Here is a 22,087-nt window from a genome sequence, read left to right as displayed (position 1 = left end):
ATCATGAGCACGCATGCCCCCGCTGTCGCTGCCCGTGCTGTCGAGCTGTCCAAGACGTACGGCACCGGCGACACCCAGGTCCACGCGCTCAGCGCGGTATCCGCGGAGTTCGCCCGTGGTGAGTTCACTGCGATCATGGGACCGTCCGGTTCAGGTAAGTCGACGCTGATGCACTGCCTGGCCGGTCTCGATGAGGCCAGTTCGGGTTCCGTCCTCATCGGCGACACCGAGTTGACGACGCTGACGGACAAGCAGATGACGCAACTGCGACGCGACCGGATCGGCTTCGTATTCCAGGCGTTCAACCTCGTGCCGACGCTGACGGCACTGGAGAACATCACCCTTCCGCTGGACATCGCGGGCCGCAAGCCGGACGTCGCGTGGCTCGAGAACGTGCTCACCAAGCTCGGACTGCAGGACCGTCTCGAGCACCGCCCCGGCGAGTTGTCCGGAGGTCAGCAGCAGCGGGTCGCGTGTGCCCGCGCCCTGGCCGGGCAGCCGGAGATCATCTTCGGCGACGAGCCGACCGGCAACCTCGACTCGAAGTCCTCAGGTGAGGTGCTGTCGATCCTGCGCGCCGCGGTGGACGAGTTCCACCAGACCGTCGTCATCGTCACGCACAATCCCCGCGCGGCGGCCTACGCCGACCGGGTGGTCTTCCTCGCCGACGGCAAGATCGTCGACGAACTGCGTGACCCGACGGCCGATTCGGTCCTCGACACGATGAAGCGACTCGACGAGCCCGCCCACGCCCTCGCGTCCGACGCGGCGGTCTGACCGCATGGCGTCCACATCCAGCGCTCCGATGCGCAAGGTGTCGCTGCGCAACCTGGCGGCACACAAGGTCCGGCTGGCACTGACGGTGCTGTCTGTGGTGCTCGGCACCGCGTTCGTCGCCGGCTCCTTCGTCTTCACCGACACACTCCAGAAGACGTTCGACTCGATCTTCGAGAACACCGCGCAAGGGGTCGACGTCCGGGTGTCGGGCGAGGAGCGCAACTCCAGCGGAGTGCCCCTCGCCGACCTCGACACCATCACCGCGCTGGACGGAGTGCGCGCGGTGGCACCTGCCGTCAGCGGGCAGATCGTCCTCATCGATTCCGACGGCGCCGCCGTCCAGACGGGTGGTGCGCCGAGCATCGGCGAGTCGTACCTGCCGCCGGGCCAGGCGCTCGGGGAACCCGACGAGTACGTCCAGGGAACGCCGCCGGCACAGGTCGGCCAGATGGCCGTCAACGCCAGTGCCGCCGAACGCGCCCAGCTGGCGGTCGGCGACACCACCAAGGTTCTCGTGCCCGCTCGCGGCATGGTCGACGTCACCGTCTCGGGTATCTACGACACCGGCAACGAGACCGGTGGGTTCATCGGCGCGACGTTCGTCGACTCGCAGGCCCGCGAACTGTTCACCGACGGCAAGCACGTCGAGTACATCGACGTCGCCGGCACCGGTCTGTCCCAGACCGAACTGCGCGACGAGATCGCCGCCGCCCTTCCCGACGCAAAGGTCCAGACCGGCGACGAGGTGCGCGAGGAGACCAAGGCGCAGGTGACGGAGGCGCTGAGCTTCATCAACTACTTCCTCCTCGCATTCGGTGCGATCGCCCTGCTCGTCGGCACGTTCATCATCTACAACACGTTCTCGATGATCGTGGCGCAGCGTCTGCGTGAACTGGCGCTGCTCCGCGCGATCGGCGCCAGCCGCAAGCAGGTGGGCCGTTCCGTGGTCTTCGAGGCTCTCGTGGTCGGGATGATCGGCAGTGCGATCGGGATAGCCGCCGGCGTCGGCCTGGCCTACGGTTTGCGCGCACTGCTGAACGCGTTCGACGTCGGTCTGCCCGAGGGTCCCCTACAGGTGGGGCCGCGCACGATTCTCATCGCCCTCGTGGTCGGTGTGCTCGTCACGACGATCAGCGCGTACGCACCCGCCCGGCGCGCGTCCAAGGTGCCGCCGGTCGCGGCGATGCGGGAGGAATTCGCGTCCACCGGTGACTCACTGCACGTGCGCACCATCGCCGGCGCCGTCCTCGGTGTCCTCGGCGTCGTAGGACTCGTGATCGGTTCGCGGGGCACGGGTGGGGGCGCGGCCGCCGTCGTCGGTGCCGGCGCGCTCGCTCTGATCCTGGCTGTGCTGTTCGCCGCCCCGGCGTTGTCCCGGCCGATCGTCGGGGCGCTCGGAGCGGTGCTGGCCAAGCCGTTCGGCCCGGTCGGGCGCCTGGCCCGCACCAACGCCGTGCGGAATCCGCGCCGTACCGCCGCCACCGCGTTCGCGCTGACGCTCGGTCTGATGCTCGTGTCCGTGATCGGCGTGTTCGGCGCGTCCGCGAAGGCCAGCGTCAACCAGCTCGTCGACTCGGGGGTGTCCGCCGACTACGTGCTCACCGGACCCAACCAGATCGGTGTGCCCAGCGGCGCGGCGAGGGCCGTGCGGAACCTCGACGACGTCCAGAGTGCCGCCGCCCTGCATCCGGTGTCCGTGAAGGTCGACGACGAGCAGCAGCAGGGCGCGTCGCTGGACGGCCCGCTCGAGGGCGTCCTGGACTACAAGCTCATCGAGGGCGGCGCCGATCTGACGGGTAACCACCTCATCGTGTCCCAGACGACGGCCGCGCAGAAGGGCTGGGCGCTGGGGACGACGGTCCCGATGACGAGCGCCGACGGGAAGGTCGTCGACGCCGAGGTGACGGGTGTCTTCGAGGACAACCAGCTGGTCGGCGATTGGCTCGTCTCGGACGACGTGTACCGCCAGGTGATGCCCGCCGCGACCATTCCCGATCTGGCTGTCCTCATCGACGCGAAGCCGGGTGCGGATCTGACGCAGCTGCGTGCCGACCTCGAGTCCGCGACCAAGCAGTTCGTCGTCGTTCAGGTGCAGGACCGGGAACAGTTCAAGGGAACGCAGGGGCAGCAGATCGACACGCTCCTCGCCATCCTCTACGGACTGCTCGCACTCGCCGTCGTGATCGCGATCCTCGGCATCATCAACACGCTCGCGCTGTCGGTGGTCGAGCGCAGGCGGGAGATCGGCATGCTCCGCGCGGTCGGAATGCAGCGGTCCCAGATGCGTCGCACGATCTACCTGGAATCGATGCTGATCGCGGTGTTCGGTGCGGCCGTCGGCGTGCTGCTCGGCATCGCATTCGGCTGGGGCTTCGTGAGCACCCTGAAGGATCAGGGTCTCGACCAGGTGACGGTGCCGTGGGGGCAGGTGGTCGCGATGCTCCTCGGATCCGGCGTGGTCGGTGTGCTCGCAGCGCTGTGGCCGGCGAGCCGCGCCGCCCGCACCCGCCCGCTCGAGGCCATCGCCGATCTCTGACCCGTGAGTACTTATCAACCGCGGGCGGTTGATAAGTACTCACGGGCGCGGAGCGCATAATGTGGTCGCGTGCAGAGAATTGTGATCGTCGGTGCGGGCCTGGCAGGTCTGCGCACAGCCGAGGAACTCCGGCGGGCCGGATACGAGGGTGACCTGGTTCTTCTCGGCGGTGAACCGCACCTTCCCTACGACCGGCCGCCGCTGTCGAAGGAAGTGATGCGCGGGGAGAAGAGCGACACCACGCTCAAGCCGCGTGAGTTCTTCGACGAGAAGAACATCCAGTTGCGTCTGGGGGTCGAGGCGGTATCGGTGGACACCGGATCCCGCATTCTGAGACTCGCCGACGGCACCGAACTCGACTACGACGAACTGGTGATCGCCACCGGCCTCGTGCCGCGGCGCATCCCGGGTCTGCCGGACCTCGCGGGCGTCCACGTTCTCCGTTCCATCGACGAGAGCCTGGCGTTGCGCGCGGACCTCGGCGAGGGCAAGCGCGCACTGATCGTCGGGGCGGGCTTCATCGGCTGTGAGCTGGCGGCGAGCATGCGGGCCGGTGGTCTCGACGTGGTGCTGGTGGAGCCGCAGGCGACACCGCTCGCGTCCGTCCTCGGCGAGAAGCTCGGCGGACTCGTCGCCCGGCTGCACACCGCCGAGGGGGTCGACCTACGGGCCGGTGTCGGGCTCGCGTCGCTGGTGGGCACCGACCGGGTCACCGGAGCCGTCCTCGGCGACGGAAGCGAGGTGGACGTCGACGTGGTGGCGATCGGAGTCGGCTCGGTGCCGGTCACCGCGTGGCTCGACGGCTCGGGCGTCGAACTGGACAACGGTGTGGTGTGTGACGGCGTCGGACGTACCGCGGTCCCGCACGTGTGGGCGGTCGGCGACGTGGCCGCGTGGCAGCTGCGGGTGGGCGGTCGCAAACGCGTCGAGCATTGGAGCAATGCCGGTGAGCAGGCCAAGATCCTCGCCGGGGCGTTGACGGGGACCGGCGACGAGAACGCCGCCGCTCAGGTGCCGTACTTCTGGAGCGACCAGTACGACATCAAGATCCAGGCACTGGGCACGGTGGCGTCCACCGACGAGGTGCACGTGATCAAGGACGACGGCCGCAAGTTCCTCGCCTATTACGAGCGGGACGGCATCCTGGCTGGTGTCGTCGGCGGTGGAATGGCGGGAGGCGTCATGAAGATGCGCGGCAAGATCGCGGCGGGAACTCCGATCGGCGAAGTTCTCGAGGCCGCGTCGGCGTAGGCGGCCGGGCGGGGGCGCGATAGATTCTCCGGGTGATTGTTGCGCTCATCGACTCGGGTCTCGGCATGCTGCCGACGTCGGCGTGGCTGCGCAAGTTGCGACCCGACCTGGATCTGATCCTCGCTCTGGATCCGGACGGGGCTCCGTGGGGTCCCAAGCCGGAACAGTGGGTGATCGACCGCGTTCTCGCGACCGCGCAGCGCTGCCTCGACCGCGGAGCCGAGGTGATCGTGCTGCCGTGCAACACGGCGAGCGTCACCGCGCTGGACCACGTCAGGGAGTTCGTCGGACCGGCAGTTCCGGTCGTCGGCACGGTTCCGGCGATCAAGCCGGCGGCCGCCGCGTGTCCGTCGGTAGCCGTCTGGGCGACCGCGGCGACGACGGCGAGCCGGTATCAGGCCGATCTGATCGAGACGTTCGGGAACGGCAGTTCCGTGGTGGGGGTCGCGTGCCATGGTCTCGCGGAGGCCATCGACCGCGGCGAGCGGGACGCTGCCACCGCGGCCATCGCCTCCGCCGTGGAGCGCACGCCCGACGACGTCGGCGGAGTGGTGCTGGGCTGCACTCACTACCCGCTGGTGGCCGACGAGATCGCTGCGCAACTCCCCGCCGGGGTGCGGTTGTTCGACAGCGCGGAGGCGGTTGCGGCGCAGACCCTCCGCCGTATCGATGCGTTGAACCGTCCGAGCGCGGGGGAGGGCACCGTCGAGGTCTTCCTCAGCGGCAGGCCCGGACGTCTGCCTGCGAGCGCGGAGGCGTTCCCCGCCGGTCAGCTGCTGTCCGCGGGACATTCTCAGCCGAGCTGAACCATCCCGGCCGCCACCACCCGCGCGACGTTGTCGAGTTCCTCGCCGTGCCGTCGTGGCAGGTCGTCGAGGTCGTGCAGGCGGTCGTTGCCTGCGACGGAGAACATCGCGGCCACCCATGCCGTCGCGCATGCCCGGAGTGTTCCGGGTTGCACGGGATACGGCGAACTGGCCTGGAGCAGTCGCTCGGTGATGTCGCTGAGGTAGTCACGGAACCGCCGCAGATGGGCGCGGACGTCCGGGTGGGTCTCGGCTTCACGCCAGATGATCACGCGCATCACCGACGAGTGGTGATCGCGCAGATTCAGCGCGGTGTCGAGGTTGACGAGGCTGGCGGCGGGGTCGCCCGGGGTGACCAGGGGGCTCACGTCGCCGAAGGGTTCGGTCGGCAGTCTTTCGGAGAGCAGCGCCAGAAGGATGTCGGTCTTGGTGGGGAAGTAGTAGAACACCAGGCCTTTCGGGACGTGCGCGGCAGAGGCGATCGATGCGGTGGACGTGGCATCGAATCCGTTTGCGGCGATGAGGGATTCGGCGGCGTCGAGAATCAGTTCCCGGGCGTCTCCGTCGATCTTCGCGCTGCGCCGCCGCCGGCCTTTCCGCGGTTGGGGGCCACCGGGTTTACCGAGATGGGGTGCTGGCATGGGCCTTTCCCGACGTGAACGGCGGGGCGCAGGCCGTAAGCCTGCGCCCCGCCCGAATCGATGTTCTCGGTGCTGTTGGTTCACAGATCAGTGATGTGTCGCCAGCCCTCCGTGTCCGTGCATCCGGGAACTCATCATCGGCAACCCCGTGACAGCCACGACGACTGCCAGGACACCGACGACCCATGCGGTCCACGACGCGCCCGTGAGTGCGTCGAAGTTCATCACCCACGGGGAGAGGAACAACAGCACTCCGAAGACCGCCATTGCATACTCGGCGACAGTCATCTCCGGGCGGCTCATGTGGACGAGACCGGAGAGGGCCACCAGCACACCGAGCACGATGAGTGACCACATCGCGGCGTTGTTGGTGTCGAGCCACAGCGGCGAAAGTGCCGCGAAGGCGCCGATCACGATCGCCACCACATCTTGCATACGACTCCACGATCTCATGTCCAACCTCCTCGAGAACGGATTGTGTCCACCTCGAGTACACGCCTGATTGACCGCCCGATCAATACTTGCATCGTTGCATTCGAATAACGCGAACTGCAGGTCAGAGTATGTTTCGTGATCTTCGTCCGTAGTGTCGCGGCGACTGTCGCTCACCTGTGGGACAGTGCCTTCGTGACTTCCACCGCAGCCGACGTGAAACGCGCACTCGCCGAGTTGTCGGACGAGGCCGACGCCGTCAATCTGGCACGGTTCTTCAAGACCGGTCCGGGGGAGTACGGGGAGGGCGACGTGTTCATCGGCGTGCGGGTTCCCGGGACGCGCAGCGTGGTTCGTGCTCACGCCGATCTGGACCTGCCGGAGGTGACGGTGCTGCTCGACAGTCCGGTGCACGAGCATCGACTGGCGGGGCTGCTGGTACTCGTTACGCAGTTCGACCGGGCGACGAAGGCAGGCGACGACGCCTTGCGCGAGAAGATCGTGTCCTTCTACCTCGACCTGCTGATGCGGGGACGCGTGAACAACTGGGATCTGGTGGACTCGTCCGCCGACCGGATCCTGGGCGCGTGGCTGTACGACCGGCCGCGGGACCCGGTCTTCGAGCTGGCCGCGGACGACGACCTCTGGCGGCGGCGCGTCGCGCTGCTCAGTACGTTCGGTTTTATCCGCCGGGGTGACGCCTCCACCACGCTCGACGTCGCGGAGTCCGTCCTCGGTGATCGCCGAGACCTCACACAGAAGGCGACGGGCTGGATGCTGCGTGAGGTCGGCAAGCGGGTCGACCGCGACCTGCTCACCGGTTTCCTCGACCGGCACGCCGCGGCGATGGGCCGCACCGCCTTGACGTACGCGTGCGAGCATCTGACAGCCGAGGAGCGCGCCGGCTACCGCGCGATGCGGTGACCGGATACCCGCTACATTCGGTGGCATGACTGCTCCCGCGCCCACTCGCCGCCGCCGACGTGCCGGGCTGATCCTCGGCGCCGTCGTCGCGGTGATGGTCGTCGTGGCGGGAGGGGTGTTGTGGCTGGCGCCGGACCGCTACCTGCCCTGGGACACGGCCGAATTCCCGGCCGTCGACACGTCCGCGTTGTCGCCGCAACAGGCACGGATCGTCGGGCTGCTCGAGGCCGAGCACGACAGGCAGCGGCCGGGCACGTTCTACTCCGAAGGGGTCGAGGAGCCCTGGTGCGCGGACTTCGTCAGCTGGATCATGCGGGAAGCCGGCCGGCCGCTGTCGAATCCGAATTCCGGGCACTGGCGGATCCCCGGGGTCTACACGTTGCAGGAGTACTACGAGTCGCAATCGCGGTTCGAGGAGGTCGGTGGCGGGTACCGCCCGACCGTCGGGGACGTGGTGCTCTACGACAACAGCAGCTGGGTCGGCCAGCACACCAACGTCGTCGTCGCTGTCGACGGGGACACCGCTACGACGGTCGGCGGCAACGAGTTCGGCCGTATCCGCGTGCACACCGTGGACTGGACGAGCGACTCCGCCGTTGTCGGTTTCGGCCGACTGGGGTGAGCGGCGTCAGAATTCGATCTTGAGGTGATCTGTGACCGGACGGGCCTGGCAGCCCAGGATGTAGCCGCTCTCGATGTCCTCGGGGTCGAGGATTTCGCTGTTCTCCATCTCGACCTTGCCTTCGAGCACGGTGCACGCACAGGACCCGCACTCGCCCTCCTGGCAGGAGTAGGGCACGTCGATTCCCTTGGCCAGCATGATGTCGACGAGGGTCTGCTTGCGGGGCCAGCTCAGATTGTGGATCTCGCCGTCGAGTTCCACCTCCACGGTGGCGGCGTCGGCGGCCTCGTCTTCGGTGACCTCCACGACGTCGGCGTCACGGAACGGGTCGCCGGCCAGCGAGTTGAACACTTCGGCGTGCACCTGGCTGCGCGGCATCCCGGCGTCGGCGAGGGCCTTGTGGATCGTGTCCATGAACGGCGCCGGTCCGCACATGAATGCTTCGTGCCCCAGGTAGGGCGCGACGGCAGAGGCGAGCTGATCGACGCCGGGCAGTCCCTGGACAGTCTCGAGCCAGTGGATGGACACGAACCGTGACGGGTACCGGCTCGCGAGGGTGCGGAGTTCCTCCGCGAAGATGACCGACTTCTCGTCGCGGTTGGCGTAGAAGAGCACGACCTTGCCGGATCCCTCGGTGAGGGCGGACTTGAGGATCGAGATCACCGGGGTGATGCCGCTACCTGCCGCGAACAGCAGGAAGTCGTGGTCCAGCGACTTGGGTGTGAACACTCCCGACGGGGGGAGGACCTCGAGGGTGTCGCCGACGGCGACGTTGTCGCAGAGCCAGTTGGACCCGTAGCCCTCGGCCGTCCGCTTGACGGTCACCTTGGGGGCGTCGTCGGTGAACGGTGAGCTGGCCAGCGAGTAGCACCGGGCGACCGATCCCGTGCGGTCGCTGGGGATGCGCAGGGTGAGGAACTGACCCGGCTTGTAGGCGAACTTGTCGGCGAGGTCTGCCGGGACGTCGAAGACCAGTGACAGGGAGTCGGGGGTTTCCTCGACCACGCCCGAGACGGTGAGCACCACCGATCGTGAGCTGTGCGGCACCTCGACAGTCGTCATCGTGTGTGCAGTCCTTCCGTACTTCGCAGCGCCGGAACGCTCGCTTGCCTGCTCCAAATATAGAACAGGTTCTAGTTTTTGCCTAGCGGGTGGACTCCGCGTGAAGTGGACAGCGTATCGAGTGCCGCCCCCTCCGGCTCGGCCCGGCCGCACCTGTCCGTTCGGGCAGTTTGTGCGCCGCGGTCGGACGGTTCGGGCCCGCAGGCCTGTAACCGGGGCCCGAACTAGGTCACAGTGGGTTCCAGGTGAGACGCCGATCACATCAATTGGGTCCCCTTCCACAACGCTTCAGATCCGACATCGACTAATCGAGGAGACGGCCATGGCCATCGAGCTCAACCAGATCTGGGACTTCCCCATCAAGGAATTCCACCCGTTCCCGCGGGCACTGATGGGAGTGGGCGCCCACGACATCATCGGCGTCGAGGCGAAGAACCTCGGATTCAAGAGGACCCTGCTCATGACCACGGGCCTGCGTGGCTCGGGCATCATCGAGGAACTGGTCGGCAAGATCGAGTACCAGGGCGTCGAGGTCGTGCTCTACGACAAGGTCGAGTCCAACCCCAAGGACTACAACGTCATGGAGGCGGCCGCGCTCTACCAGAAGGAGAAGTGCGACTCGATCATCTCCGTCGGCGGCGGCTCGAGTCACGACGCCGCCAAGGGCGCCCGTGTGGTGGTCGCGCACGACGGCCGCAACATCAACGAGTTCGAGGGATTCGCGAAGTCCACCAACAAGGAGAACCCGCCCCACATCGCCGTATCCACCACGGCCGGTACGGGTTCGGAGACGTCGTGGGCGTACGTCATCACCGACACGTCGGACATGAACAACCCGCACAAGTGGGTGGGATTCGACGAGGCGACCATCGTGACCCTCGCGATCGACGACCCGCTGCTGTACTACACCTGCCCCCAGCACTTCACGGCGTACTGCGGATTCGACGTCCTCGCGCACGGCAGTGAGCCGTACGTGTCGCGTCTCGACTTCGCGCCGTCGCTCGGCAATGCGCTGTACTCGGTGGAATTGGTCGCGAAGAACCTGCGGGAGGCCGTGTTCGAGCCGCGCAACCTGAAGGCCCGCGAGGGAATGATGAACGCGCAGTACATCGCCGGCCAGGCATTCAACTCCGGCGGCCTCGGCATCGTGCACTCCATCTCGCACGCGGTCAGCGCGTTCTTCGACAGCCACCACGGCCTGAACAACGCCATCGCCCTGCCCCGCGTCTGGGAGTACAACCTGCCGTCGCGGTACGAGCGCTACGCCCAGCTGGCCGGAGCGCTGGGAGTCGACACCCGCAACCTCAGCACCGTGCAGGCCGCGGACGCGGCGGTCGAGGCGGCCATCCGCCTCGCGAAGGACGTCGGCATTCCGGACAACTTCGGTCAGGTGCGCACCGACTCGTACGACAAGAACCAGATGAACACCAAGAAGTACGAGGGTCGCGGTGACACCATCCGGGGCGACGAGAAGACTGTGCGGGCCATCTCCGAGCACATCCAGGGCGACTGGTGCACGCCGGGCAACCCGCGCGAGGTGACGGTCGAGTCGATGCTCCCCGTCGTCGACCACGCGATCAACAGCGCGTACTGACCGACCACAGAAACTCGCGTCCGGGGCGGGAGCCTCACCCCAGCCCGGCCCCGCCCCGGATGCGTTTCCACCACCACACCGCTGACGAAGGACGGACGCCCCGATCATGACTGCACCGCACACAGCCCCGGAACCGGTGGACATCCGCTTCGCCGACGGCGCGGAACTGAAGGCGGCGTTGCGCGAGGTCGACTACATCGTCGACGACGAGTTCGCGGTGGTCGTCCACCTGGCGACGGCGCTAGAACGTCCGCTGCTCCTGGAGGGGCCGGCCGGCGTCGGCAAGACCGAGCTGGCGAAGTCGCTGGCCGAGGCGTCGGGGCGGAAGCTCGTCCGTCTGCAGTGCTACGAAGGTCTCGACGACAACCGGGCCCTGTACGAGTGGGACTACGCGAAACAGCTTCTGCACGTACAGATGTTGCGAGACCGCATCAGTGAGAAGATGGCCGCGTTCGACGACGTCGCCGAGGCGTCGCAGTTCCTGGCCGCGCAGGATTTCGGTTTGTATTCGGAGAAGTTCCTGTCGGTCCGTCCGCTGCTCGAGGCGATCCTGTCACCGGAACCAGTGGTGCTGCTCGTCGACGAGGTGGACCGCACCGAGGAATCGATGGAGGCGTTGCTCCTCGAAGTTCTCGCAGAGGGGCAGGTCACCATCCCCGAAGTGGGGACGTTCGCCGCGCGGTCGGCGCCGTGGGTGATCCTGACGTCCAACGACACTCGCGAACTCTCGCCCGCACTCAAGCGGCGTTGCCTGCACTACCACCTCGGCTACCCGACACCGCTGCGTGAGCGGGACATCGTGACGGCCAAGGCCCCCGAGGTCGAGGAGGCCGTCGCGGCGGACGTCGTGGATCTGGCTCGCACGTTGCGGCAGTTGCCGCTCCGCAAGAGTCCGTCCATCGCGGAGGTCATCGACGCGGCCCGTGCGGCGGTGGTCCTGAAGTCGACGGGGGTGGCCGTGAGTTCGCAGGCCGCGGTCCGCGACATCCTGCTCACCGCCCTGCTCAAGTACACCAGCGACGTCGAACTGGTCCGCACCCGGCTGTCCGGTGACCAGCCTTTCCCGGCGGACGATCAGGAGACCGCTCCGGCCGGGCCCGTGGAGCGGGTGACGGTCGCATCGCGGCCGGCCAACACCACCACCGCAGTCTTCCGCGGGCACGGTGGCCGCGACCGTGGCGGCATCGGCGCGGGTCGGCAGGGCAGGCGCTGACGATGCTCCGCGCGCAGCCCGACCCCTCCCCGTCTCTTCCCGCGCAACTCCTCGACGTTCTCTCGGCGTCCTTCGGAAAAGTGTTGCGCCGCTACGGCGTCGCCGCGTCTCCTGCCGAGGTCATCGAGGTTCGCCGGGTGTTCGGCTTGGTCGGCGGCCGGGACCTGCCCACGCTGAGGGCGTCGCTGCGTGCGGTGTGCGCGAAATATACGTACGAGCAGGCGGGTTTCGACCGCGCCTTCGACGTATTCTTCGAATCGGCCGCCGACGCGTCACCCGACGACGTGCGTGCGCCGTCCCGGACCGAGTTCGCGGAGGGTCTGCCCTCCGCGCTGGAGGTGGCGGACAACGCGGAGACCGCCCGGTACGCGGAATACAACGAGCGCGCCGCCGAGGTGGGCGACCACTTCGACACCCCCGAGGCGCAGAAGGGGTTCAACCCCCACAAGGACGACGACGATGTCAGCATGACGTCGAGCGACGCGGATCTGTCCGTCGATTCGGAAGCGGAGTCCGGACGACGCGGTGTCACCTACACGGTGGAGGTCGAGCGGGCGGCGAGTACCGCCGTCGGTGACCTGGCGTCGTCGACGAGCGGTGCCGTCGTCGGATCGTTGTCCTGGGACGATCCGGAGTCGATTCTCGCGTGGCTCGACGCCTACGACCCGAGCAAGGTCTACGCCGATTCCGATGGGGCCGAACCTCTCACCGCGGCCCAGTTGAACCGGCTGGCGGAGGCGGTGGAGGCCTTCGTCGGCGCGCTGGCGGACGCCCGGGACCTCACCGCCGGACCCGCAGAAGGACCGGAGACCACGAGCGGGACCGTGGCGGCCACGACCCGCGCGGAAGTGAATCAGGCGTGCTACGAGGTGCTTCGGCGGATGCGCGGGCCGTCGCGTCCCCGCCCGCGCGAACTGGCGCGGGGCCGGCTCGACATGCGCCGGACCGTGCGCGCGAGCCTGCGGACCGAGGGCATACCCTTCCACCTCATGGTGAAGGCGCCCCGCCCGGACCGGGTGCGGGTGCTGATCCTCGCGGACGTGTCGCTGTCGGTACGACCCGTCACCGCCTTCACCCTCCGGCTGGCCCAGGCGATGCATCGCCGGGCGAGCCGCTGCCAGGTCCTGGCGTTCGTGGACCGCCCCGTCGACGTCACGGACACCCTCCTCGCCGGGGCCGACGACGACGCGCTCGCGTCCGTGCTCGCCGACCCGCGCATCGATCTGGAGGCGAGCAGCGACTACGGCCGGGTGTTCTCCGACGTGCTGACCGAGTTCGGCACCGACGTGAACTCCCGCACCTCGGTGGTCGTCGTCGGCGACGGGCGGTGCAACGGCCTGCCGCCGGGTGTCGACGAGTTCGCCGAACTGCGTCGCAAGGTGCACCGGCTGGCGTGGATCACCCCGGAACCCGAGCGGTACTGGAATCAGGCGTCGTGCGCGATGCCGGAGTACGCGGAAATCTGCGACCGTGTCGTCGTCGCGCGGGATGCTGCCCAGCTGATGGCCCGCGCCGCCGAACTGGGGCACGCGTTGCGGTGAGATCCCTGCTACCTACCCGATCGGGTAGGTACCGTACCTGTCCTTCGGTGGGTGTGGGAGCTCGTCCCGGACCGTAAGGTCTGGGTCAGAGTCTGTAATCTGGATCACATGCACACAGGTGTCGGGAGGAGTGTCGACTTGTCCGTGTCCTATCCGTCCACCCGCACGACCGCCCCGGGCAGACTGGTGAAATTCCACGCACCCGAGATCGTGTTCGGTATCGGGTCGATGGTCGAGGCCGCGCACGCGGTACTCCGACTCGGCGGTTCGAGGCCGATGCTCGTCACCGATCCGGGTCTGATCGACGCGGGCTGGGCGGCCGAACTCCAGGATCAGCTGCGCGAACAGGGCCTCACCCCCGTCGTGTGGAGTGCGCTGACGCCCAACCCCAAGGACCACGAGATCGCGGCCGGGCACGACGCGTATCGCGAGGGGGAGTGCGACGTCCTCGTCGCCCTGGGCGGCGGCTCCGTCATCGACGCGACGAAGGGCATCGCGGTGCTCGCCGCGAACGGGGGCAATATCCTCGACTACGAGGGAGTCGACCAGGCGACCAGTCCGATTCCGCCGCTGGTGATGGTGCCGTCCACGTCGGGCACGGGCGCCGACGTGTCGCAGTTCTGCATCGTCACGGACACGAGGCGGGGCACCAAGATCACCATCATCGGCCGCGCGCTCGTGCCGGACGTGACCGTCATCGACCCCCGGCTGCTCACCACCATGCCGGAGTGGCTCAACGCCGCGACCGGCCTGGATGCCCTCACTCACGGCATCGAGGCGTTCGTGTCGCTGGCACACAACCCGCTCACCGACCACCACGCGCTCCGCGCCGTCGGGCTGGTCACCGACACCCTGGTCCGCACCATCGAGGAGCCGATGGAGATGGAGTCGCGCGCCGTCATGGCGCAGGCGAGTCTCGAAGCCGGCCTCGCGTTCACCAACGCGATCCTCGGTGCCGCGCACGCGATGAGCCATCAGGTCGGGGGACTGCTCGACCTGCCGCACGGAGTCATCAACGGCATCCTTCTCCCGCACGTCATCCGATTCAACGCCACCGACGACGCCACTCCGTTCGTCGCCATCGCCGCTGCTCTCGGTCTCGAGGAGCGCCGCGGAACACCCGAGGAGGCTGCTCTGGCGGTCGCGGACCGGGTGGATCGCCTCGCCCGCGAGGTAGGAGTGCCGAAAGGTCTGGGACAGTTGGGAGTTCGCGAAGAGGATCTGTCACGCCTGGCCGAGTTCGCGCTCCGCGACGCGTGCATGTCCACCAACCCGCGCACGGCCACCCACGAGCAGATGGTGGCGTTGTTCCGGACTGCGCTGTGAGCGCATGAACGCCCCGGACCTGTCGACGCTCACCGGACTGCGGTCCGGCAAGCCGACGTTCTACCCCCAATATCGCGGCGCCGCAGAACGTCTCGAACGTGTCGTCCACGCACTGGAACTCATCTCGCGGGCCCTCGTCCGCACGGTGGACGGCCCCGAGACCCTCATCTGCGCGGTCGCCGAGGCGGCCCGGGCCCACCTGGACGCGCAATGGGTCGCGTTCGCCCTCGCCGACGGCATGCTGCCCGACGCCGGCCCGCGCCGGCTCGTCCTAGGGCCGGACGCGACGCCGTTCCTCGTCGACAACGTCGAGGGCCCACCGCTGCCCGATGAGGTCGTGACGTGTCTGGCCGACATCCGGTCCGCGCGTACCGGGGACGCTCCCGTCATCGACGCGCACCATGCCTTCGTACCAATCATCCTCGAGGGTGGCGTCGTGGGAGCCTTCGCGGCCTGGACGGCCGAGCACCGCACGCTCGACACCACCGACGGCGCAGTTCTCAGCATCCTGGCGAGCCAGACCGCCGTGGCACTGCAGAATTCGGCGCTCTACCAGCGGGGTCAGCTGCTGCTCGAGCGGGCTGAGCACGCGTACTCGGAGGCGCGTCGCAATGCTTCCGATCTCGCGGTGCGCAACGCCGAACTCGAATCCACCCAGCGTCAACTCGGAGCGGCCCACCGGCACCAGGTGCTCGACGAGGAACGGCACCGGATCGCCCGGGAACTCCACGACAGCGTCACCCAGGCGGTGCTGTCGGCGGGCATGCAGATCGAGGTGTGCCGGAGCGGTGTGCCGGACGACGAACGCAGCGAGAGGCTCGATCTTGCAAAGGAATTGACGCGCCGCGCCGTGGAGCAGTTGCGCTCGGCCATCTACGCGCTCAATCACTCCGGTGGTTCCGACCGGACGTCCCTGCCCGAGATGCTCGAGCAGCTCGGGGTGGTGCACATGCCCGACGAACTCGCGGTGACCGTCCGGGTCGGCGGCACCCCGGCCGAGCTGTCCAGCGACCGGGAACATGCGCTGCTGAGGATCGCCGGTGAGGCGCTGTTCAACGCGGCGGTCCACGCCAACGCGACGCGCGCCGTCCTGCGGCTCACGTATTCGGCCGATTCGGTGCTGCTCTCCGTCGCCGACGACGGAGACGGAGATCCCAAGCGGATGCGCCTGATGCTGCGGATGGCGGCGAACAACGACCTCGACGGGCACCACCGCGGGTTGGCGAACATGCAGGCCCGGGCAGCCGAGTTGGGCGGCTCCCTCGAAGTGGCGCGGGCCAGGATCGGCGGAGTCCGGGTGGCTGCCCGGATCCCGTTACATTCCGACAGTGAGGTGGACCGATGACCATACGAACCTCGGTGCGTGACCAGACCGGGTCCGCTCGCCCCATCTCGGTGGTGAAGCTCGTGCTCGTCGACGACCACGCGATTCTCCGTCAGGGTCTGCGTTCCGTCCTCGAGCGGGAGCCGGATCTCGAGGTGGTCGGGGAGGCGTCGTCCATGCAGGAGGCGCTGGCCGTCGTCGGTGACGTCGCGCCGGATGTCGTGCTGATGGACTTGAAGTTGTCGGCGGCCTCCGACTACGAGGGGCTGGCACTGTGCGCGCAACTGTCCGCCGCGGACGGCAAGATGGGTCTGCTCGTGCTCACCACGTTTCTCGACGAGCAACTCGTCGTCCGCGCGATCCACGCCGGCGCCCGCGGATACGTCGTCAAGGACGTCGACACCACCGAACTGGTGCGCGCCATCCGCGCCGTGTCCCGCGGCGAGAGCGCGTTCGATTCACGCAGCGCGTCGGCCGTGATTCGCTCGCTCAACGGGCAGACGACGCCGCGTGACGGGCTCACCGAGCGTGAACTCGAGGTCCTGCAACTCCTGGCCAAGGGGCTTTCGAATGCGAAAATCGGTGAGCGGCTGTTCATCTCGGCTACGACGGTGAAATTTCACGTCAGCAACATCATGCGCAAGCTCGACGTCGGCCGCCGTGCGGAGGCCGTGTACGAGGCGGGCAAACTCGGTCTGATCTGATCCGGCCCCGTCGCGGCGGGGGCCGCGGAACCCGTCGTGACCATCCGCGAACCGGCGTAGCGTCCCCAGCATGGCTGCGATCTCGGTGGAGAATCTCGTCAAGACGTTCGGGCCGACCCGCGCACTCGACGGCCTCGACCTCGAGGTGGGGACGGGGGAGGTGCACGGATTCCTCGGCCCCAACGGGTCCGGCAAGTCGACAACCATCCGGGTACTGCTCGGCCTGCTGCGCGCGGACTCGGGCAGTGCCCGCCTCCTGGGCGGCGACCCGTGGCGCGACTCGGTGTCGTTGCACCGGCGGCTCGCCTACGTTCCCGGTGACGTGAACCTGTGGCCGAATCTCACCGGCGGCGAGGCGATCGATCTCCTCGCCGGGTTGCGCGGCGGGCTGGACGAGCCGCTGCGCGCGGAACTCCTCGAGCGGTTCGAACTCGATCCGACGAAGAAGGCGCGCACGTACTCGAAGGGCAACCGGCAGAAGGTCGCGCTGGTGGCTGCGTTCGCGTCGGACGTCGAACTGTACGTGCTCGACGAACCCACGTCGGGGCTGGATCCGTTGATGGAGTCGGTGTTCCAGGACTGCGTCGAGGAGATGTCCGACTCGGGGAAGACCGTCCTGCTGTCGAGTCACATCCTCGCGGAGGTCGAGGCGCTGTGCGATCGGGTGAGCATCATCCGCGAGGGCCGGACCGTGGAGACCGGCACCCTCGCGGAACTGCGTCACCTCACGCGCACGTCGATCACCGCCGATACGCAGCGGCCGGTGACCGGACTCGAGGCCGTCGAGGGGGTGTACGACGTGCGGGTCGACGGCCAGCACACCCGGTGCGAGGTGGACACCAGCGCGATCGACGGGGTGCTGCGCCATCTCCTGACGTTCGGGATCACGTCGCTGACGTCGACGCCACCGACGCTGGAAGAGTTGTTCCTCCGGCACTACGGGGACGAACTGGCCCGAGAGGGCGAGAACCATCGGCGGGCCGAGTCGGGGACGCGGACGTCATGAGCACGGTGACGGCACCGTCGACGGCGGGCCGCGGCCAGTACGCGGGAACCGCCCGGCTCGTGCGGCTCGCGGTGCGCCGCGACCGCATCCAATTACCGGTGTGGTTGCTCGCTCTCGCAGCGCTGCAGGCGTTCTCGGCGTCGAGCGTGCTCGGCCTCTACCCCACGGAGCCCGACCTGCGCAGTTTCGCGATGGCCACTGCGGCGTCGCCGGTCGCGCTGGCAACCAACGGTCTCGTATCGGGGTACAGTGCCGGCGCCGTGCTCGCCTGCCAGATCGTCATGCCTCTGTCGCTGGCCGCCGGCCTGATGACCACCCTGCTGGTCGTGCGGCACACCCGCCAGAACGAGGAGACCGGCCGCGCCGAACTCGTCGAGGCCGCCGTGGTGGGCCGGAAGGCACTGCTCACCGCGGCCCTGGTGGTGGCGGTCGGTGCGAACCTTGCTCTCGGACTGCTCAACGTCGTCGTGCTGGTGGCGGCGGGTCTGCCACTGGACGGGTCGGTGGCGCTCGGCGCGGCTGTCGCCGGTGCCGGTATCGCGTTCGCGGCGATCGCCGCGGTGACGGCGCAGGTGACGGACAGTGCCCGCACCGCCAACGGACTGGCCGGGGCCGCCCTGGGCGTGGCATTCCTGTTGCGTGCGGTGGGTGACATGACGGGCACGGTGACGGACAACGGCACGCGGGTGGTGAGCGGCTGGCCGACGTGGGTGTCGCCGATCGGCTGGGCCGAGCAGGTCCGTCCGTACGACGACAACGCATGGTGGGTTCTGGCGCTGCCCGCCGTGTTCGCACTCGCGGTCGGCTCGGTCGGCTTCGCCCTCACGGAGCACCGGGACGTCGGCTCGGGGCTCGTGCCGACCCGCCCGGGCCCCGCCCGCGCGTCCCGTTCGCTGCCGACGGCGGTCGGATCGGCGTGGCGGATACAACGGACGATCCTGTTCTGGTGGGCATTCGGAATCGCCGTCCTCGCCGTGGTGTACGGCGCGATTGCAGACCAGATCGACGACTTCCTCGGCGAGGGTGAGCAGGTGGCCGACATGATGGAACAGCTCGGCGGCGGCACCACGAACATGGTCGACGCCTACTTCGCCGCGATCTTCGGCATGATGGCGATCGCGGTCGCAGGCTACGCCGTCCAGGCATTGCTGCGGATGCGCGGAGAGGAGTCGGCGGGGCGACTCGAACCCGTTCTCGCGACAGCGGTCTCGCGTCCGCGGTGGATGCTGGCGCACGTCGGCCTGGTCACCGTCGGCATCGTCGTCCTGCAGACGCTGACCGGGGCGGCGACCGGGCTCGCGTACGGTCTGGTGACCGAGGACGCGCCGGGGAAGGTCGTGCACCTCGCGGGGGCCGCCCTCGTCTTCGTACCGGCGATCGGGGTGGTCGCGGCATTGGTGGTGCTGGTGTTCGGCGGCGTCCCGGCCTGGTCGGCCGGGCTCTCCTGGGGTGTGCTCGCGGTCTGCCTGATCTTCGGTTTCCTCGGATCACTGCTCGGGCTGCCTCAGGCGGTCCGCGATCTGTCGCCGTTCACGCACGTCCCGCCCGTTCCCGCCGCGGACGTGACGGCCACTCCGCTGATGTGGCTCGCGGTGATCGCGGTCGGCGTGGGTGCCGTCGGAGTGGTGCTGTTCCGTCGCCGCGACCTCACGAACTCGTAGCGGAACCAGGAGGCTGGGCCGGCGATCGGCGCCGAAGGTCGGTGTCCAGCTCGCGGATCAACTCACCGAGCCGTCCACCGCCTCCCGGTGCCGCCGGGAAGCGTTCGAGCACGTCGACGACGACCGGTGTCGCACGAAGCGCCGCGTGCTCGACGTGACCGGCACCGACGGTCCAGTCGTCACCGGCGACGAGCTCGGCGGCTCTGGCCGCGTGAGCGCCTGCTCCGAGAATATGTTTGACCTGGGTGGCCTTGGCCAACGGATGCAGATAGGCGGCGCCTGCCGCAGACATCGCTGCCCACGCTGCCTCGCGCGCAGCCGCAGTGTCCGTGCCCTTGGCTGCCGCGAGCGCCGCCCACGCTGTGTCGCGCAGAGACTTGCCACGTTCTCCACCCCGCGCGAATTCCCACGCAGCCGTGATCGCGTCTCGGGGCCGCGGGTCGTGCGGCTGATCGGCCTCGAATATCTCGAGGACCACCTCCGCACACTCCACGGCGAACGCGGTGACCTCACGAAGTTCCTGCTTGCTCAGAACGATCTCGTTCGCTTCCCCTGCCATCGTTCCATTTTCGACCATCGGGGCCGGAGCCGTGCCGCGCGTTCACGCTGTGTCTTCCCCGAACAGGGCCCGCACGTCGGCGACGTCGTACTCGGCTACCGACGCCGACAGCATGTCCGCGCCTTGCTCGTCGCTCGGGCCGCTGCCGCGGAAAGTGTCGACCGCCGCTTGCGACTCCCAGCGCTCGAAGACGTTGATGCGACCGGGGTCGATCAGGTCGGCGGAGATGGCGAAGTCGAGGCAGCCCGCGGCGCCGCGGGCCTGTTCGACGACGCTCACGCAGCCTGCGATATAGGAATCGCGCTGCTGCGGTTCGACGGTGATGTGTCCTGCGACGATGACCATGGGTTCGCTCCTCTTCCTGGCGTCCTCGTGTCGAGCCGGTCGGGTGTACGTCGGGCCGGGACGCGTCTTCGCCACAGCACCGCTCATCCAGTACAGACAGCATGCGCGCGCGAAACTCATCGCGGTCGTTGTCGCCGCAGCACAGCAGATTTGATATGTCGGCCGCGTGGGGGCGATTATCATGCCCGGCATGGGCGGACTGACGATCTCCGTCGCCGGTTGGACGAACTACTCGACGGGTACCGGGCCGCCCTGCGCGGCAGTGTGGACGGTCTGGACGACGAGCAAGCGCGCCGGCGTCTGGTGCGCTCGAAGACGACGCTGCTCGGATTGGTCAAACACGTCACCGACGTCGAGGGCGTGTGGTTCGACCAGGCGGTGACCGGTCGCTCGTATCGGGAGATCGGCATCGCGAGCACCCCGGGCCAGTCGTTCACCCTCACCCGGGCCGACACCATCGCATCCGTGCTCGACGCCCACGCCGATGGGGCGCAGACCATACGCTGTGCGCCGTGCGCCGTGCAGTGCGAGTGCCCGATCTGGGCGTGGTGCCGGTGTGACAGTCCGCCGCCGCGACCACCGCGGCGGTGAGGGTGGACGACGCGGCCGCGCCGGCGAGGAACCTGCGGATCCTGTGGGTCATCGGGTACTCCTTCGGGTCCGTATGTTGCTTCTGTCGGTGCGGCATCGGATTTCGTTAGTCCTACGGCATACGCCTGTGCTCAACGGTGGTCGGCGCCCGCGGTAAATCGGTTGCCGACCGTCGACAGTTTTCGCGACGATGGACCTTCGTGGCGCCCACCGTGAGCGCCGACCGAGGCGAAAGGGACCGGGGTTGCGGCGGACCCACCGGAGGAAGCGTACGGGCGGGTGACGAATCCGGAGCGGTTCGCCCCGCTGATCCCGGCGGCCGAGGCTCTGATCGCCGATCTCGGTCGTCGGTTCGATGTCGCTGTCGACCGCGCGTCCGCGCCGCCGTCGGAGTCGCGGACGGTGGCGACCCTCGAATTGGTGACGATCACTCCCGTTCAGCGGGATCAGGCTCCACTGACGATCACCTTCACGTCGTTTCCCGGCCTGTACCTGCGTGCGGGAGCGTGGCAGGACTTCGCGCTCCCGGCGTGTGGCTGCGACGCGTGCGACGAGGACGCGGAGTACGTTCTGCGCGAGCTAGCCGAGAATACGGAGGCGCTCACCGCCGGGCGGCTGTCCGAACGGATCACCGGCCGGCCCCGCGCTGTTCTCGAGTTCTCATGGGAGGGCGACGACTGGCGCCGGCACGGAACCAGGACGCTGTCGGTGGCGGACGTGAACGAATTGCGCGCCCGGCCGGTGCAACCGCCGGCCGATGGTCACTCGCGGCCCTGGTCACCGCGCCGCTGAAGGCAGCTGTGGAAGTAGGCGGCCGGCACCGAGCAGGATGGGCAGAGTCCTTCCCTCGGTGGCGTCGCGGGCGGCCGCGACGGCGTGCGCCAGCCCAGTTTGATCAGCTCTGGCGGCCGCCATCTGCGGCCCGGCCGGTGGCTGAGGACGAACAGCGGCGCTGCCGGTTTCGTGATGTACTGCGGCGAGCTGGGCCGAGTCGACCTGCGCTGCACCGACTGCGGAGAGTCGATGCAGGCCGGCGACGTCGACGACCTTCCCGGGCCCGGCGCTGCCGCGTGACCTTCGCGCGGTTCCGACACCGGGGAGATGGTCGAACGCGTACCTGTATTGACCGCGACGTCGGAACCCATTGCTCTGGTCGCGTTCGGTTGCTAGAT

The 22,087-nt window shown here is 68.4% G+C and carries 21 protein-coding genes and 1 pseudogene; 17 read left to right on the top strand and 5 right to left on the bottom strand.

Features of this window, described 5'->3' with window-relative positions:
- The first annotated feature begins 3 nt into the window (after positions 1–3).
- The 4 genes from ACFWAY_RS12765 to ACFWAY_RS12750 all read left to right on the top strand — a co-directional run bounded on the left by ACFWAY_RS12765 (position 4) and on the right by ACFWAY_RS12750 (position 5,370).
- Entirely contained in the window at positions 4–777 is a 774-nt protein-coding gene (locus ACFWAY_RS12765; protein WP_378510851.1) for an ABC transporter ATP-binding protein, read from the top strand.
- A 4-nt stretch (positions 778–781) separates the two neighbouring features.
- Positions 782–3,313: an ABC transporter permease gene (locus ACFWAY_RS12760; protein WP_378510850.1), complete on the top strand. Its 2,532-nt coding sequence runs from the start codon at positions 782–784 to the stop codon at positions 3,311–3,313.
- A 69-nt stretch (positions 3,314–3,382) separates the two neighbouring features.
- Positions 3,383–4,564: an NAD(P)/FAD-dependent oxidoreductase gene (locus tag ACFWAY_RS12755; RefSeq protein WP_378510849.1), complete on the top strand. Its 1,182-nt coding sequence runs from the start codon at positions 3,383–3,385 to the stop codon at positions 4,562–4,564.
- A gap of 32 nt (positions 4,565–4,596) precedes the next feature.
- Positions 4,597–5,370 carry a glutamate racemase gene (locus ACFWAY_RS12750; RefSeq protein WP_378510848.1) on the top strand — a complete coding sequence of 258 codons (774 nt, stop codon included), beginning with the start codon at positions 4,597–4,599 and terminating at the stop codon, positions 5,368–5,370.
- Here the strand turns inward: ACFWAY_RS12750 and ACFWAY_RS12745 are convergent.
- Both ACFWAY_RS12745 and ACFWAY_RS12740 read right to left on the bottom strand, forming a co-directional pair.
- Positions 5,358–6,011, bottom strand: a complete 654-nt coding sequence (locus ACFWAY_RS12745; RefSeq protein ID WP_378455240.1) for a TetR/AcrR family transcriptional regulator — start codon at positions 6,009–6,011, stop codon at positions 5,358–5,360. The genes ACFWAY_RS12750 and ACFWAY_RS12745 overlap by 13 nt on opposite strands.
- Positions 6,012–6,098: 87 nt before the next feature.
- Entirely contained in the window at positions 6,099–6,464 is a 366-nt protein-coding gene (locus ACFWAY_RS12740; RefSeq protein ID WP_378455241.1) for an SPW repeat protein, read from the bottom strand.
- 174 nt (positions 6,465–6,638) lie between these two features.
- Here ACFWAY_RS12740 and ACFWAY_RS12735 point away from each other — a divergent pair, with 174 nt between their 5' ends.
- Together ACFWAY_RS12735 and ACFWAY_RS12730 are read left to right on the top strand one after the other, a co-directional pair.
- Complete coding sequence (locus tag ACFWAY_RS12735) at positions 6,639–7,367, top strand: DNA alkylation repair protein (protein ID WP_378510847.1); 729 nt, start codon at positions 6,639–6,641, stop codon at positions 7,365–7,367.
- 25 nt (positions 7,368–7,392) lie between these two features.
- Complete coding sequence (locus ACFWAY_RS12730; RefSeq protein WP_378510846.1) at positions 7,393–7,989, top strand: CHAP domain-containing protein; 597 nt, start codon at positions 7,393–7,395, stop codon at positions 7,987–7,989.
- A gap of 6 nt (positions 7,990–7,995) precedes the next feature.
- Here the strand turns inward: ACFWAY_RS12730 and ACFWAY_RS12725 are convergent, their stop codons facing one another.
- Entirely contained in the window at positions 7,996–9,051 is a 1,056-nt protein-coding gene (locus ACFWAY_RS12725) for a 2Fe-2S iron-sulfur cluster-binding protein (protein WP_378510845.1), read from the bottom strand.
- A 322-nt stretch (positions 9,052–9,373) separates the two neighbouring features.
- On the opposite strand from ACFWAY_RS12725, the gene mdo reads away from it, so the two are divergent.
- The 8 genes from mdo (at position 9,374) to ACFWAY_RS12685 (ending at position 19,420) form a co-directional block, all read left to right on the top strand.
- Positions 9,374–10,645 (top strand): NDMA-dependent methanol dehydrogenase, encoded by a 1,272-nt coding sequence (mdo, locus tag ACFWAY_RS12720; RefSeq protein WP_378510844.1) that lies wholly within the window; start codon positions 9,374–9,376, stop codon positions 10,643–10,645.
- Between the two features lie 106 nt (positions 10,646–10,751).
- Positions 10,752–11,858, top strand: a complete 1,107-nt coding sequence (locus ACFWAY_RS12715) for an AAA family ATPase (protein ID WP_378510843.1) — start codon at positions 10,752–10,754, stop codon at positions 11,856–11,858.
- Between the two features lie 2 nt (positions 11,859–11,860).
- Positions 11,861–13,399: a VWA domain-containing protein gene (locus ACFWAY_RS12710; RefSeq protein ID WP_378510842.1), complete on the top strand. Its 1,539-nt coding sequence runs from the start codon at positions 11,861–11,863 to the stop codon at positions 13,397–13,399.
- Positions 13,400–13,537: 138 nt separating this feature from the next.
- Positions 13,538–14,725: an iron-containing alcohol dehydrogenase gene (locus ACFWAY_RS12705; RefSeq protein WP_378455247.1), complete on the top strand. Its 1,188-nt coding sequence runs from the start codon at positions 13,538–13,540 to the stop codon at positions 14,723–14,725.
- Positions 14,726–14,729: 4 nt separating this feature from the next.
- Entirely contained in the window at positions 14,730–16,070 is a 1,341-nt protein-coding gene (locus ACFWAY_RS12700; protein ID WP_378455248.1) for a histidine kinase, read from the top strand.
- Positions 16,067–16,753, top strand: coding sequence for a response regulator (locus tag ACFWAY_RS12695; protein WP_378510841.1), 687 nt, complete (start codon positions 16,067–16,069; stop codon positions 16,751–16,753). The genes ACFWAY_RS12700 and ACFWAY_RS12695 overlap by 4 nt, the downstream gene beginning before the upstream one ends.
- 70 nt (positions 16,754–16,823) lie before the next feature.
- Positions 16,824–17,759 (top strand): ATP-binding cassette domain-containing protein, encoded by a 936-nt coding sequence (locus ACFWAY_RS12690; RefSeq protein WP_378510840.1) that lies wholly within the window; start codon positions 16,824–16,826, stop codon positions 17,757–17,759.
- Positions 17,756–19,420, top strand: a complete 1,665-nt coding sequence (locus ACFWAY_RS12685) for an ABC transporter permease (RefSeq protein WP_378510839.1) — start codon at positions 17,756–17,758, stop codon at positions 19,418–19,420. Before ACFWAY_RS12690 ends, ACFWAY_RS12685 begins: the two co-directional genes overlap by 4 nt.
- Here ACFWAY_RS12685 and ACFWAY_RS12680 read toward each other — a convergent pair.
- Both ACFWAY_RS12680 and ACFWAY_RS12675 read right to left on the bottom strand, forming a co-directional pair.
- Positions 19,407–19,979, bottom strand: a complete 573-nt coding sequence (locus tag ACFWAY_RS12680) for a putative immunity protein (RefSeq protein ID WP_378510838.1) — start codon at positions 19,977–19,979, stop codon at positions 19,407–19,409. The two genes, ACFWAY_RS12685 and ACFWAY_RS12680, sit on opposite strands and share 14 nt — an antisense overlap.
- Positions 19,980–20,021: 42 nt before the next feature.
- Positions 20,022–20,324, bottom strand: a complete 303-nt coding sequence (locus ACFWAY_RS12675) for a putative quinol monooxygenase (RefSeq protein ID WP_378510837.1) — start codon at positions 20,322–20,324, stop codon at positions 20,022–20,024.
- A gap of 219 nt (positions 20,325–20,543) precedes the next feature.
- On the opposite strand from ACFWAY_RS12675, the gene ACFWAY_RS12670 reads away from it, so the two are divergent.
- The 3 genes and pseudogenes from ACFWAY_RS12670 to ACFWAY_RS12660 all read left to right on the top strand — a co-directional run bounded on the left by ACFWAY_RS12670 (position 20,544) and on the right by ACFWAY_RS12660 (position 21,989).
- Positions 20,544–20,915: a DUF664 domain-containing protein gene (locus tag ACFWAY_RS12670; protein WP_378510836.1), complete on the top strand. Its 372-nt coding sequence runs from the start codon at positions 20,544–20,546 to the stop codon at positions 20,913–20,915.
- 261 nt (positions 20,916–21,176) lie between these two features.
- Positions 21,177–21,707, top strand: a pseudogene (locus ACFWAY_RS12665) (DUF6226 family protein); the annotation flags it as partial.
- A gap of 84 nt (positions 21,708–21,791) precedes the next feature.
- Positions 21,792–21,989, top strand: a complete 198-nt coding sequence (locus tag ACFWAY_RS12660; protein ID WP_378455257.1) for a hypothetical protein — start codon at positions 21,792–21,794, stop codon at positions 21,987–21,989.
- Positions 21,990–22,087 lie beyond the last annotated feature (98 nt).

This window comes from Rhodococcus sp. NPDC059968, from assembly GCF_042738615.1.
Classification (GTDB): domain Bacteria; phylum Actinomycetota; class Actinomycetes; order Mycobacteriales; family Mycobacteriaceae; genus Rhodococcus_F.
This window is presented reverse-complemented; position numbering and strand designations above follow the sequence as displayed.